General features: G+C 61.0%; 10 protein-coding genes. All 10 read right to left on the bottom strand.

Translation table 11 applies throughout. The features are described 5' to 3' along the window. Positions 1 to 3 precede the first annotated feature (3 nt). The 10 genes from purH to ACI77D_RS00280 all read right to left on the bottom strand — a co-directional run bounded on the left by purH (position 4) and on the right by ACI77D_RS00280 (position 11,963). Entirely contained in the window at positions 4 to 1,611 is a 1,608-nt protein-coding gene (gene purH / locus ACI77D_RS00325; RefSeq protein ID WP_128591460.1) for a bifunctional phosphoribosylaminoimidazolecarboxamide formyltransferase/IMP cyclohydrolase, read from the bottom strand. A gap of 81 nt (positions 1,612 to 1,692) precedes the next feature. After that, the gene (fis, locus tag ACI77D_RS00320; protein WP_002555375.1) at positions 1,693 to 2,013 is read right to left on the bottom strand and encodes a DNA-binding transcriptional regulator Fis; all 321 of its coding nucleotides are present in this window, start codon (positions 2,011 to 2,013) and stop codon (positions 1,693 to 1,695) included. After that, positions 2,010 to 3,023 (bottom strand): tRNA dihydrouridine synthase DusB, encoded by a 1,014-nt coding sequence (gene dusB / locus ACI77D_RS00315; protein WP_064450482.1) that lies wholly within the window; start codon positions 3,021 to 3,023, stop codon positions 2,010 to 2,012. Before dusB ends, fis begins: the two co-directional genes overlap by 4 nt. 185 nt (positions 3,024 to 3,208) lie before the next feature. Further along, the gene (locus ACI77D_RS00310; protein WP_262666912.1) at positions 3,209 to 4,474 is read right to left on the bottom strand and encodes a DUF3426 domain-containing protein; all 1,266 of its coding nucleotides are present in this window, start codon (positions 4,472 to 4,474) and stop codon (positions 3,209 to 3,211) included. 30 nt (positions 4,475 to 4,504) lie between these two features. Further along, entirely contained in the window at positions 4,505 to 5,383 is an 879-nt protein-coding gene (prmA, locus tag ACI77D_RS00305; RefSeq protein WP_064450484.1) for a 50S ribosomal protein L11 methyltransferase, read from the bottom strand. Between the two features lie 279 nt (positions 5,384 to 5,662). Next, positions 5,663 to 7,024 carry an acetyl-CoA carboxylase biotin carboxylase subunit gene (gene accC / locus ACI77D_RS00300; protein WP_017136745.1) on the bottom strand — a complete coding sequence of 454 codons (1,362 nt, stop codon included), beginning with the start codon at positions 7,022 to 7,024 and terminating at the stop codon, positions 5,663 to 5,665. A gap of 17 nt (positions 7,025 to 7,041) precedes the next feature. Next, complete coding sequence (gene accB, locus ACI77D_RS00295) at positions 7,042 to 7,500, bottom strand: acetyl-CoA carboxylase biotin carboxyl carrier protein (RefSeq protein ID WP_064450485.1); 459 nt, start codon at positions 7,498 to 7,500, stop codon at positions 7,042 to 7,044. A 24-nt stretch (positions 7,501 to 7,524) separates the two neighbouring features. Next, positions 7,525 to 7,980, bottom strand: coding sequence for a type II 3-dehydroquinate dehydratase (aroQ, locus tag ACI77D_RS00290; RefSeq protein ID WP_016972516.1), 456 nt, complete (start codon positions 7,978 to 7,980; stop codon positions 7,525 to 7,527). A gap of 297 nt (positions 7,981 to 8,277) precedes the next feature. Further along, positions 8,278 to 10,239, bottom strand: coding sequence for a methyl-accepting chemotaxis protein (locus tag ACI77D_RS00285; protein WP_221293805.1), 1,962 nt, complete (start codon positions 10,237 to 10,239; stop codon positions 8,278 to 8,280). Positions 10,240 to 10,292: 53 nt separating this feature from the next. Then, positions 10,293 to 11,963, bottom strand: coding sequence for a PleD family two-component system response regulator (locus ACI77D_RS00280; RefSeq protein WP_064450487.1), 1,671 nt, complete (start codon positions 11,961 to 11,963; stop codon positions 10,293 to 10,295). Between the last annotated feature and the right edge of the window lie 101 nt (positions 11,964 to 12,064).

Genomic DNA, 12,064 nt, shown 5'->3' with positions numbered 1-12,064 from the left:
GGATCAGTGACGGAAGTGGCGCATACCGGTGAACACCATGGCGATACCGGCTTCGTCGGCTGCGGCAATCACTTCTGCATCACGCATCGAACCGCCCGGTTGGATCACGGCGGTAACACCGGCTTTCGCAGCATTGTCCAGGCCGTCGCGGAACGGGAAGAACGCGTCGGAAGCCATCACCGAACCGGCGACTTGCAAACCCGCGTGCTCAGCCTTGATCGCGGCGATACGTGCCGAGTTCACACGGCTCATCTGGCCGGCGCCGACACCGATGGTCTGGCGGTTCTTGGCGTAGACGATGGCGTTGGACTTAACGTACTTGGCGACTTTCCAGGCGAAGATCAGGTCGTGGATCTCTTGCTCGGTTGGGGCGCGTTGGGTGACGACTTTGAGGTCTTCGCTGCCGATCATGCCGATGTCGCGGCTCTGTACCAGCAAGCCGCCGTTGACGCGCTTGTAGTCCCAGGCAGCAGCGCGGTCAGCCGACCACTCGCCACAGGCCAGCAGGCGCACGTTGGCTTTGGCGGCAACAATGGCGCGGGCTTCTTCACTTACGGAAGGGGCGATGATCACTTCGACGAACTGACGCTCGACGATGGCTTTGGCGGTTTCTGCATCCAGCTCGCGGTTGAAGGCGATGATGCCGCCGAAGGCGGATTCGGTGTCGGTGGCGTAGGCCAGTTCGTACGCCTGGCGGATACCGCCTTCAGCGTCCGGGCTCACGGCCACGCCACACGGGTTGGCGTGCTTGACGATCACGCAGGCCGGCTTGACGAAGCTCTTCACACATTCCAGCGCGGCGTCGGTGTCGGCCACGTTGTTGTAGGACAGCTCTTTGCCTTGCAGTTGGGTCGCGGTGGCGATGCCGACTTCGGCCGGTTTGGCTTCCACGTAGAACGCCGCGCTCTGGTGCGGGTTCTCGCCGTAGCGCATTTCCTGGGCCTTGATGAACTGGCTGTTGAAGGTGCGCGGGAACTGGCTACGGCCTTCTGTGCTGAGGGTCTCGGCGGCCTGGTTCACGGTGCCCATGTAGTTGGCGATCATGCCATCGTAGGCGGCAGTGTGTTCGAACGCCTTGAGCATCAGGTCGAAACGCTGGGCGTAGGTCAGGCCGCCGGCTTTCAGGCTTTCGAGCACGTTGGCGTAGTCGCTGGCGTTAACCACGATGGCCACGTCTTTGTGGTTCTTGGCCGCGGAGCGAACCATGGTCGGGCCGCCGATATCGATGTTTTCGATGGCGGTCGGCAGGTCGCAGCCTGGCTTGTTGATGGTGGCTTCGAACGGGTAAAGGTTAACGGCCACCAGGTCGATCGGCTTGATGCCGTGTTCGGTCATGATGGCGTCGTCGATACCGCGACGACCGAGGATCCCGCCGTGGATTTTCGGGTGCAGGGTCTTGACCCGACCGTCCATCATTTCTGCGAAACCGGTGTAGTCCGCGACTTCTACTGCGGCCACGCCGTTGTCCTGCAGCAGTTTGAAGGTCCCGCCCGTGGAGAGGATTTCCACGCCCAGGGCTTCCAGCTCCCGGGCAAATTCGAGGATCCCGGTCTTGTCGGAGACGCTGATCAAGGCACGGCGGATCGGCAGGCGGGTAGTCTGGTCGGTCATTTCAATTTCCATCAAAAGCAAAGGAGTCAGCAAAAAAGGCGTCCGTTTTTACGCGGGCGCCTTTCTGGTTTGATTGAATGCTTACAGCAAATCGTACTGCTTGAGCTTTTTGCGCAAGGTGCCACGATTGAGGCCCAGCAGCTCACTGGCTTTGGTCTGGTTGCCCTTGACGTAGTTCATCACGCTTTCAAGCAAGGGCGCTTCGACTTCGGAGAGCACCAGGTTGTACACGTCCGTGACGGAAGCGCCCTCAAGGTGGGCGAAATAATTGTGCAACGCCTTCTCGACACTCCCGCGAAGGGTCTGGCCTTCTTCGCTCGGCGTGTTCAGGTGCTGTTTCAAATTGACGTTGTCGCTCACGGGTGTTGTTCCACTCACTAAAGTCTCGGTCATCATCGTCATGCGGCCACCCCCTCTCCGTCCCCTGTCCCCAGGCTCTTGTAACGTTCGCTGAAAAACTCACGAACGTTGGCGCACTGTGCTTCCGTATCATCCAAACGATTGAAGTGGGCGCGAAACTCCCTGGCGCCCGGCAAGGTTGCGAGATACCAGCCGACATGCTTGCGAGCAATGCGTACTCCCATCACGTCTCCATAGAAAGCGTGCAGGGCGGCCAGATGCTCTAGCAGAATACGTTCCACCTCGATCAGCTCCGGTGCCGGCAACACTTCGCCGGTACGCAGAAAATGCTCGATCTCACGAAAAATCCATGGCCGCCCCTGGGCGGCCCGGCCAATCAACAAGCCATCGGCACCGGTTGCGTGCAGCACGCGCCGGGCTTTCTCGGCTGAGTCGATATCGCCATTGGCAAACACCGGCATCGACACCGCCTGCTTGATCGCGGCAATGGTGTCGTACTCGGCTTCACCGGTGTAAAGGTCGGCGCGGGTGCGGCCGTGCACCGCCAACGCTGTAATGCCTGCCTGTTCGGCAATCTTCGCCACCGTCAGGCCGTTCTTGTTGTCCCGGTCCCAACCGGTACGAATCTTCAGGGTGACCGGCACATCCACTGCGGCGACAACGGCCTGCAGGATCTCGGCGACCAATTGCTCATCTTTCAACAGCGCGGAACCGGCGGCCTTGTTGCAGACCTTCTTGGCCGGGCAGCCCATGTTGATATCGATGATCTGTGCGCCCAGCTCCACGTTGGCCCGTGCTGCATCCGCCAGCATTTGTGCATCACCACCGGCGATCTGTACCGAGCGGGGCTCGGGATCACCTTCGTGGATCATGCGCATCCGCGATTTGCGGGTGTTCCACAGGCTCATGTCGCTGGTGACCATTTCAGAGACTACTAGACCCGCGCCCAAACGCTTGCACAGCTGACGAAAGGGCTGGTCGGTGACGCCCGCCATCGGGGCGAGAATCAAACCGTTTGGCAATGTGTATGGGCCGATGCGTACCGCCGACATAGGACTTCCCTGTTGTGGGGCCGGATCATTAGAGTTCGAAAAAGGGTTGGCATGATACCCGCTCTCGATGACTGGATAAAGGCTGAATTGGATAAAATCTGAACAGTTATTTCTTTATCGCCACCGGTTTGGTAGGTGGCGGGGCAGTCAATAATTTGCCGTCAAACCTCGGAACGTGAACCGGCTCACTCGGGCGAGTGGAAACTCAGGCTGTAATTCACGGCTTTATTGCCCGGGTCGAGGATGTCCAGGGAGATATGGATCGGGGTCTGTGAAGGCATCTCGCTCACACCGGCCAGTTCACCACTCAGGTATTCGCCGGGTTTGAAGCGACGACTGGCAATCAGGCTGCCGTTCAAGTCGGCAAAACGCAGCTCCAGCAGCGGGAAAGGCTGGGAGAACGTCGCACGGTTATAGATGATGGCGTCCACCACCAGCGCCCCGGCAAACTCCGGGTTGCTGCGCACCACCAGGTTACTGCTCTTGATGTGCGCGATATCGACCCGTGATGGCACGGTGCAGCCCAGTGTTGGGCACAGTTGCTGGAACCAGGGGCGGTAAGCGTCTTGGCGGGCAAGGTCGCCGAATTGATAGGCGACGTACTGGCCCGCCAGGCCAGCGGCAGCCAGCAATACCAGGAGTGTCCAGATGAGACGACGGCCCCAGCCTGACGGACGTTTCTGCGCATAAAGATGCAGCGGGTCGTCTTCCAGGTCCTGGAGTACATCGTCGTGAACGCTGGCTTCCGGGCGTGGGCGTTGGCGACGCGGTTGTGGGCGTTCTTCGGGTTCAGGCTCGTCCGCGGCAGCGGTCAGCGGCGTGAACGGCGGGTCGATATCGTCATCGTCAATCGTTGAGTGCCGCGAGGGTTCATCGTCAATGTCGTCACTATGAAACGACATGGACGGCTCGGTGCGCTGCTTGGTCGCAGGTGCCTTGACCGGTTCGGGTTCGTCTTCGGGGGCTTGGACGCGTTCCTCGGGCGGTTCGCTGAACAGGCTGGCGGCCCACTTTTCTTCCTCGGCCTTGACGGTGTCACGGCTGGCGCTGAGGGCATCTTCCTTTTGCCGACGGTCGGCACCTGCTTGGCGACGCTCCGCGCCTGGCGGCAGGGTGTGCTGAATCTCGCGGCGCTCCAGCTTGGCCAGTTCTTCGTCCAGGTCAAGGTTGTCCAGGTCCAGCTCTTCGGCGGTCCACTGCTTCTGGCTGATGGCTCGCGGTGTCTGGGGGGCTGCCTCGGGAGCCTGTCCTGCGGCTGGCTCGGCGGGAGCTGGCTGTGTAACTTGCGGCGCAGGTGCGCCGGCACGCTGCTCCAGCAACTGGCGAGCGGCGTTGAACACTTGCAGGCACGAGCCGCAGCGAACCACGCCACGGGCCACGCTTAATTGAGCGTGGCTGACGCGAAAGCGGGCTTGGCAATGCGGGCACTGGGTGACGAAGCTGTCAGTCATGCGGCCATCCGATTCAGGCAGGCGCCCATTCTAGCGCCGACGACCACTGATGCGTACCCAGCCGTCACGGTTAGCGATCGGGTCCAGCTCGAAGTCCTGAGCATAGGCTGCCGCCACGTCTTCGCCTTGCTCGGCGAGAATGCCCGACAGCGCCAAACGCCCACCTGGCTTGACCAGGCTCGACAACTGCGGCGCCAGGGACACCAGCGGCCCGGCGAGGATATTCGCCACCAGCACATCGGCCTGTACCTGGGGCAATTGCTCCGGCAGGTACAGTGGGAATTTGCCTTCAGGAATATGGTTGCGCCCGGCGTTATCGCGGGAGGCTTCCAGGGCTTGCACGTCGATGTCGGTGCCGACAGCTTCCTTGGCGCCCAGCAATAGTGCGGCAATCGCCAGGATCCCCGAGCCACAGCCGAAATCCAGCACGTTGCAGTCAGTCAGGTCCTGGCCGTCGAGCCATTCCAGGCACAGCGCGGTGGTGGGGTGAGTGCCGGTGCCGAACGCCAGGCCCGGGTCCAGCAGCAGGTTGACTGCCTCCGGTTCAGGGGCGGCGTGCCAGCTGGGTACGATCCACAGGCGCTGGCCGAAACGCATGGGCTGGAAGTTGTCCATCCAACTGCGTTCCCAGTCCTGGTCTTCAATGATTTCACTGTGATGCTCCGGCAGCGGGCCGCCGGTGAGCAGTTCCATATGGGCCAGCACGGCGGCGGCATCGGTGCCGTCTTCGAACAGGGCCAGCAAATGGGTGTGGGACCAGAGTGGCGTGGTGTTGAGTTCGGGTTCGAAGATCGGTTGGTCTTCGGCGTCCATAAAGGTGACCGAGACAGCGCCCACTTCGAGGAAAGCGTCTTCGTAGGTTTCGGCTTGTTCTGGGCTGATGGCGAGACGGACTTGCAGCCAAGGCATGGCGGGCACCTTTGAAAAAAATGAGTGTGCGACGGCTGGGTCGCGAAAGCGCGCAAGTTTACGCGAGCGGCGGGCAGAAGACGACACCACTGACCGCACTCGGTCCAAATGTGGGAGCGGGCTTGCTCGCGAAGGCGTCGGGTCAGTCGCCTTATGTTCCCGCTGACCCGCCGCCTTCGCGAGCAAGCCCCTCCCACAGGGGTAATGTGTCTATCCAGAAAAAAACGGTGTTCCACAAACAACAAAGCCGCCCGAAGGCGGCTTTGTTGGGTGGAGCACTTACTGGTTAGCCAGCTTGTGTTCCAGGTAGTGAATGTTCACACCACCTTCGCAGAAGCCTTCATCACGAACCAGGTCCCGATGCAACGGGATGTTGGTCTTGATGCCGTCAACCACGATTTCGTCCAGGGCATTACGCATACGGGCCATGGCCTCGTCGCGAGTCGCGCCCCAGGTGATCAGCTTGCCGATCAGCGAGTCGTAGTTGGACGGAACCTTGTAGCCACTGTACAGGTGCGAATCCACACGTACGCCGTTGCCGCCGGGCGCATGGAAATGCTTGACCAGGCCAGGGCTTGGGATAAAGGTTTTCGGGTCTTCGGCGTTGATCCGGCACTCCAGGGAGTGGCCGTGGATCTTCACGTCGTCCTGGGTGAAGGACAGCACGTTACCGGCGGCGATGCTCAGCATCTCCTTGACGATGTCGATACCGGTGACCATCTCCGAAACCGGGTGCTCTACCTGCACACGAGTGTTCATCTCGATGAAGTAGAAACGACCGTTTTCGTAGAGGAACTCAAAGGTACCGGCGCCACGGTAGTTGATGTCGATGCACGCCTTGACGCAGCGAGCCAGGACTTCCTGGCGAGCCGTTTCGTCCAGGCCCGGTGCCGGCGCTTCTTCCAGTACCTTCTGGTGACGGCGTTGCAGCGAGCAATCGCGGTCGCCCAGGTGGATGGCGTGGCCCTGGCCGTCGGACAGCACCTGCACTTCCACGTGACGTGGGTTGGTCAGGTACTTTTCCAGGTAGACCATCGGGTTGCCGAACCACGCAGCCGCTTCGGAGCGGGTCTGCTTGGCGGCTTCGATCAGGTCTTCTTCCTTGTGCACGACGCGCATGCCGCGACCACCACCACCACCGGCGGCCTTGATGATCACCGGGTAACCGACTTCGCGACCAATGCGCAGGGCGGTTGCCTCGTCTTCAGGCAGCGGGCCGTCGGAACCTGGAACGGTTGGCACGCCGGCAGCGATCATGGCGTCTTTGGCCGATACCTTGTCGCCCATCAGGCGAATGGTTTCGGCTTTCGGACCGATGAAGGCAAACCCGGATTTCTCCACCTGCTCGGCGAAGTCGGCGTTTTCCGCGAGGAAGCCGTAGCCTGGGTGGATGCCATCAGCGCCGGTCACTTCAGCGGCCGCGATGATGTTCGAGACTTTCAGGTACGAGTTCGTGGCCAGTGGCGGGCCGATGCAAATGCTTTCGTCCGCCAGTTTCACGTGCATCAATTCAGTATCGGCCGTCGAGTAAACAGCGACGGTCTTGATGCCCTCTTCCTTACAGGCGCGCAGGATACGCAGCGCGATCTCGCCGCGGTTGGCGATCAGGACTTTTTGCAGTTTCTTCGCAGGTTTCAACATCGAAGGCGCTCCGCGGTTCAAACGATGGTGAACAGCGGCTGGTCGTACTCAACCGGCTGACCGTTTTCTACCAGAATGGATTCGATGACGCCGGCTTTCTCAGCGGTGATGTGGTTCATCATCTTCATCGCTTCAACGATGCAGATGGTGTCGCCCACTTTCACCGTTGCGCCGACTTCAACGAAGGCTGGCGAGGTCGGTGCCGGGGTGCGGTAGAACGTACCGACCATTGGCGACTTGACCACGAAGCCGTTCAACACAGGCGCAGCAGGTGCGGCTGGAGCAGCGGCAGCAGGTGCGGCGGCCGGAGCGGCAGCAGGCGCTGGAGCTTGCATCTGTGGCGCGTAGAACTGTTGGGCCGGGGTCTTGCTGTGACGGCTGATCCGTACGGACTCTTCGCCTTCCTTGATTTCCAGCTCGTCGATACCGGATTCTTCCAGCAGTTCGATCAGTTTCTTAACTTTACGGATATCCATGAATCATCAACTCCCAAGGGTCGGTCAGGGGCGCTTGGCCGGTTGTTCAATGTGTTCCAGGGCGGCCTCCAGGGCCAGTCGATAACCGCTGGCGCCAAGGCCGCAGATCACTCCTACCGCTACGTCGGAGAAGTAAGAGTGATGGCGGAAAGCTTCGCGTTTGTGCACGTTCGACAAGTGCACTTCGATAAATGGGATGCTCACCGCCAGCAGCGCGTCACGTAATGCAACGCTTGTATGCGTAAAAGCGGCGGGATTGATCAGGATAAAGTCCACGCCTTCGCCGCGCGCGGCATGGATGCGATCAATCAATTCGTACTCGGCATTGCTTTGCAGGTACAGCAAATGGTGGCCGGCTTCACGTGCCCGTCGCTCCAGATCAAGGTTGATCTGATCGAGGGTGACTGCCCCGTAGACGCCCGGTTCGCGGGTGCCGAGCAGGTTCAGATTGGGTCCGTGAAGAACCAGTAAGGTCGCCATCGGCTGTTCCTTGTTATTGATGTGGGTACGGCAGAACTCGGCGACTATGCCGCAAAGCGTTTGTGACTGTCCAGTTCTATGCAGTAGGCAGCACGATTAGCGAGGATTGCGCGAAATTTGTGACTGTGGCCCGGATTCCGGTCATTGGTAGCACGGTCCTGAAGTCTCAGGAGATCCAATGTGGGAGCGGGCTTGCTCGCGAAAGCGGTGGATCAGTAAGAAATGAATTGACTGACCCACCGCATTCGCGAGCAAGCCCGCTCCCACATTGTGATCTGTGCATGGCATTGGAGCGGATTAAACGCGGAAAGCCTGCACAGCCGTATTGAGCTGCCCACCCAGCACCAGCAGGTGGTCGCCCTGGCGACGGCCCTGGCCAATACGCAGCAGATTATCCTCACCCAACTGATGGATTCGTTCGCTGTTATCGCGAATTTCACTGACGGCACCACTCTGCTGAGCGGTCACATCGGCGATGCGCACTGCCGTGTCGGAAATCGTCTGGATTGCCCCGACGATTTCATCCAAGGCACCGTCGGCTGCCTGGGCTTGCTGCGCGGTGGCTTCGGCGTGTTCGACCTGGGCGCGCATACCTTGCACCGATTGGTGGGCGGCGGATTGCAGGCCGGCAATCAGGCCCTGGATCTCGGCGGTGGCGCCTGCGGTGCGTTGGGCCAGTGAGCGCACTTCATCAGCGACTACGGCAAACCCGCGCCCGGCTTCACCGGCCCGCGCTGCCTCGATGGCCGCGTTGAGCGCGAGCAGGTTGGTCTGGTCGGCAATCGAGCGAATCACGGTCAGTACGCCGCCGATGGTGGCGGATTCTTCGGCGAGTTTTTCGATCATCTGCGCGTTTTGCTGCACTTCACCGACCAGCGCATGCAAACCGGTCAGGCTCAGGCCGATCACGCGTTGGCCCTGTTCCACGGCTTGACCCGCGCTGCGACTGGCGCCGGCTGCCTGGCTGGCATCCCCGGCCACTTGCTGGATGGTGGCTTCCAGTTCGCCCAGGGAATCACGGATCTGCGCGGTATCACCGGCCTGGCGCTCGGCACCGTCATGCAGGCCACTGCTCAGCTCGGCGAGGGCGCGGCTGCTGCCGGCCACTTCCTCGGCATTGCCGCGAATAGTGCCCACCAGGTCCACCAGGTAAGCGCGCAGGCGGTTAAGGGAGGCTTCGATGTCGTGTAACTCGCGGTTGGTCTTGCCCAGGGCAATCGGCTGGCTGAAGTCGCCCTCGGCCCAGGTGGACAGGGCCGGTGCCAGGTTGGTCAGCACCCGCGCCAGGCGCCGTTGCAGGGTGTCGATCAGCAGCGCGATCAGCAGGATCAGGCCGATCATCACCCCTTGCATCAGGCGTACTTCACCCTGGATCCTGGCGTGTTGCGCGCGCACCACGGGTTCCAGGCCAGCAATGGATTGTTGTACCGCGGCGATTTTCAGGTGGGTGCCGGCAGCCAGTGCGGTGCGCTGCTGGATCTGGTCACGGGTGCGCTTGAGTTCGGCGGGGTAGCGGGTCAGCAGGCTGTTTAGCTCGCGCTTGAGGTCGACCCCCGTGTCCTGAACGTCGGCTTTTTCGCTGTTTTCAAGGCCCATCATGGCTGAAAAGTCATCAGAACTGGATTCCGCGCTGGCCTTTACGCCAAGCAAGGGTAACTGCGCCAACAGGTCGGCCTGGGTGCGGATACTGGCGACTTCGCGTTCTACGTCATCGGCCAATTCCGCGCGCCCGCTGCTCACCAGCTTGTCGCGTGCCAGGGACAGCTTGCCCAAGTGCTGGGAAGCGGCCAGCAGTGGCGGCAAGTAACGGGCTGCCTCGGGCGAGTTGACGCCCATGGCGTACTGGCTGAGTTGCTCCAGGTTCGCGCTCAATTCTCGCTCGGCTTGCAGCAGCAATGCTTGCGGGTCGCCGGCCAGTTTGCCGGCGGCGAGCAGGTCAGTTTTGCTGAAGGCATCCAGATCCGCGAGGCTGGGACGCAGGGTTTGCGCCAGCTCGGCGGGCAATTCATCCAGGTGCTGCAAGAGGTTTTCCAGGCTCTGGCTGGCGCCACTCAAACGCAAGGCGTCGCCACTGGCCAGGTAGTCGTCGATATTGCGTGCTGCCTGGTTCTGGAAGGTTTGCGACAAGCCCAGGTAGCGCTCCATCAGCCAGTAAGGTCGTTCCAGTGCGCGTTGCGACCACCACAGCGTCGCCCCAAGTGCCAGGCACACGGCCACTAGAAGAAGGGTATTCAGATTGGTCAGCAGCTTCAGGCGCATGCGTGGTTTCAACCGACAGCAAAAGATAAGTGCCTGAAGTTATTGCGTTTTCATTACAGGGTTATGACGGATTCAGTGAATTCCGGTGAAAAGGTGGCACTTTGCTTTGACGTGCGTGCGGCTTGTACACGGTTACGTCCCGCGCCCTTGGCGCGGTACAGCGCCTCGTCTGCCTGAGCGGCCATCATCAGGCTGTCGGAGTCGTCGCACAGCTCCACCAGCCCGGCGCTGAAGGTACACCACAAGTCCTGGGGTTGGGCGGGGTAGTGAATTTCGGCAAAGCGCCCACGGATTTCATCCAGCACCTTGCAGGCCGATTCCAGGTCGGTGTCGGGCATCACGATGGCGAATTCTTCACCGCCGTAGCGGCCGATGTAGTCGGTCTTGCGCAGGCGTTGCTTGAGAAACAGCGCCAGGCTTTTGATGACGCGGTCGCCCATGGGGTGGCCGTGGCTGTCATTGACCCGTTTGAAATGGTCAATATCGAGCATGGCAAAGCTCAGCGGCTTGTTCTCGCGGCGTGCGCGAAAGCTGCAGTCTTCGAGCAATTGCAGGATGTGGGTATGGTTGTACAGCCCGGTCAGGCTGTCACGCACCATCCGCGCCTTGAGATTGCGCGCGCGGGCGGCGCGGTTGCGTACGGTGGTGATCAGGTGGCGCGGCTTGATCGGCTTGGTGAGGAAGTCATCGCCGCCTTCGCTCATGGCGTCCAACTGCTTGTCCAGGTCATCTTCGGCCGACAGGTAGATGATGGGCACGCTGACATAACGGTCGTTGTGGCGAATCACCTTGGCCAGTTCGGTACCGGTACAGGCGGGCATGTACATGTCGAGGATGATCAGGTCCGGTTGGAAGTCCGCCAGCTCGGCCATGGCCTGGATCGGCTCGATCAGGGTGCGCGTAACGATGCCGGCGCTGTTGAGCAGGCGCTCGGTGTGCAACGCCTGGGCGCGTGAGTCGTCGATGATCAGTACTTTATAAGGCTCGTACTGCGCGACGCAGGTCAGCACTTCGATCTTTTCCAGCAGGCTGGAGGCTTCCAGCGTGCCGGTGAGGAACTCCTGGCCGCCCGCGCGCACGGCGGCCAGGCGCGTCGGGGTGTCGGTTTCGTGCAGGCTGAAGAACAACAGCGGCAGCTTTTGCTCCAGACCTTCCTGGGCTTCGGCCGCGAGCTTGAGGCCCAGGCCGGCACCGCAGAAATCCACATCCATCACAATCGCCGAAGGCAGGCGCTCGGCCAGTGACGCACGGAATGCCGCCACGCTGTCCAGGGACTGGGCGCTCATGCCGAAGAATTCCAGTTGCTTGGCCAGGCGCTCGGCGCGGTCGTGATCAGCCAGCATGACGTAGATCGGCTTGCGCATCGGCGGCAGGAACGTTTGCTCCAGCTGGTCGCCCTGGCGCAGGCCGGTGCGGGACAGGCGCTGCATCAGGCGGTTGAGTTCGGTGATCACCTGGCTGCTGAGGCGGCCGCGATTCTCGTCCACGACCTTGAGGGACTCGCCAATGTGCCGCGCGAGCTGGCCGTGTTCCGGCTGTTCGAAGCGTTCGGCAAAACGCAGCAGGCGCAGGTTCGCTTCGCTGAGTTCGGACAAATCTGCGTTTGACCATTCACTTCGCTGCAGGCGTTGCCAGATCTCAAGAATTTGACGTGCCTGATGAATTACCCGCTGGGCAAAGTGCTGCTTGAGACGCTCACGGCTGGGGTCTTCTGACTCGGTCATATCCTGACTACTAGTTAGGGTGCATGCTGAGGTCGACTGATGGCTCTATGCTAGCACCTCTTTTCTTCTATATGAGTGTCATACGTCAATTAAGTACAAGT

The organism is Pseudomonas sp. O39, from assembly GCF_045447295.1.
GTDB lineage: Bacteria > Pseudomonadota > Gammaproteobacteria > Pseudomonadales > Pseudomonadaceae > Aquipseudomonas > Aquipseudomonas antarctica_A.
Note: the sequence above shows the minus strand (reverse complement) of the source record. Positions and strands in the feature narration are given on the sequence as shown.

Coding starts and splice junctions, on each gene's coding strand:
- purH (WP_128591460.1), bottom strand. CDS start 1,611: ATGACCGACCAGACTACCCGCCTGCCGATCCGCCGTGCCTTGATCAGC.
- fis (WP_002555375.1), bottom strand. CDS start 2,013: ATGACGATGATGACCGAGACTTTAGTGAGTGGAACAACACCCGTGAGC.
- dusB (WP_064450482.1), bottom strand. CDS start 3,023: ATGTCGGCGGTACGCATCGGCCCATACACATTGCCAAACGGTTTGATT.
- ACI77D_RS00310 (WP_262666912.1), bottom strand. CDS start 4,474: ATGACTGACAGCTTCGTCACCCAGTGCCCGCATTGCCAAGCCCGCTTT.
- prmA (WP_064450484.1), bottom strand. CDS start 5,383: ATGCCTTGGCTGCAAGTCCGTCTCGCCATCAGCCCAGAACAAGCCGAA.
- accC (WP_017136745.1), bottom strand. CDS start 7,024: ATGTTGAAACCTGCGAAGAAACTGCAAAAAGTCCTGATCGCCAACCGC.
- accB (WP_064450485.1), bottom strand. CDS start 7,500: ATGGATATCCGTAAAGTTAAGAAACTGATCGAACTGCTGGAAGAATCC.
- aroQ (WP_016972516.1), bottom strand. CDS start 7,980: ATGGCGACCTTACTGGTTCTTCACGGACCCAATCTGAACCTGCTCGGC.
- ACI77D_RS00285 (WP_221293805.1), bottom strand. CDS start 10,239: ATGCGCCTGAAGCTGCTGACCAATCTGAATACCCTTCTTCTAGTGGCC.
- ACI77D_RS00280 (WP_064450487.1), bottom strand. CDS start 11,963: ATGACCGAGTCAGAAGACCCCAGCCGTGAGCGTCTCAAGCAGCACTTT.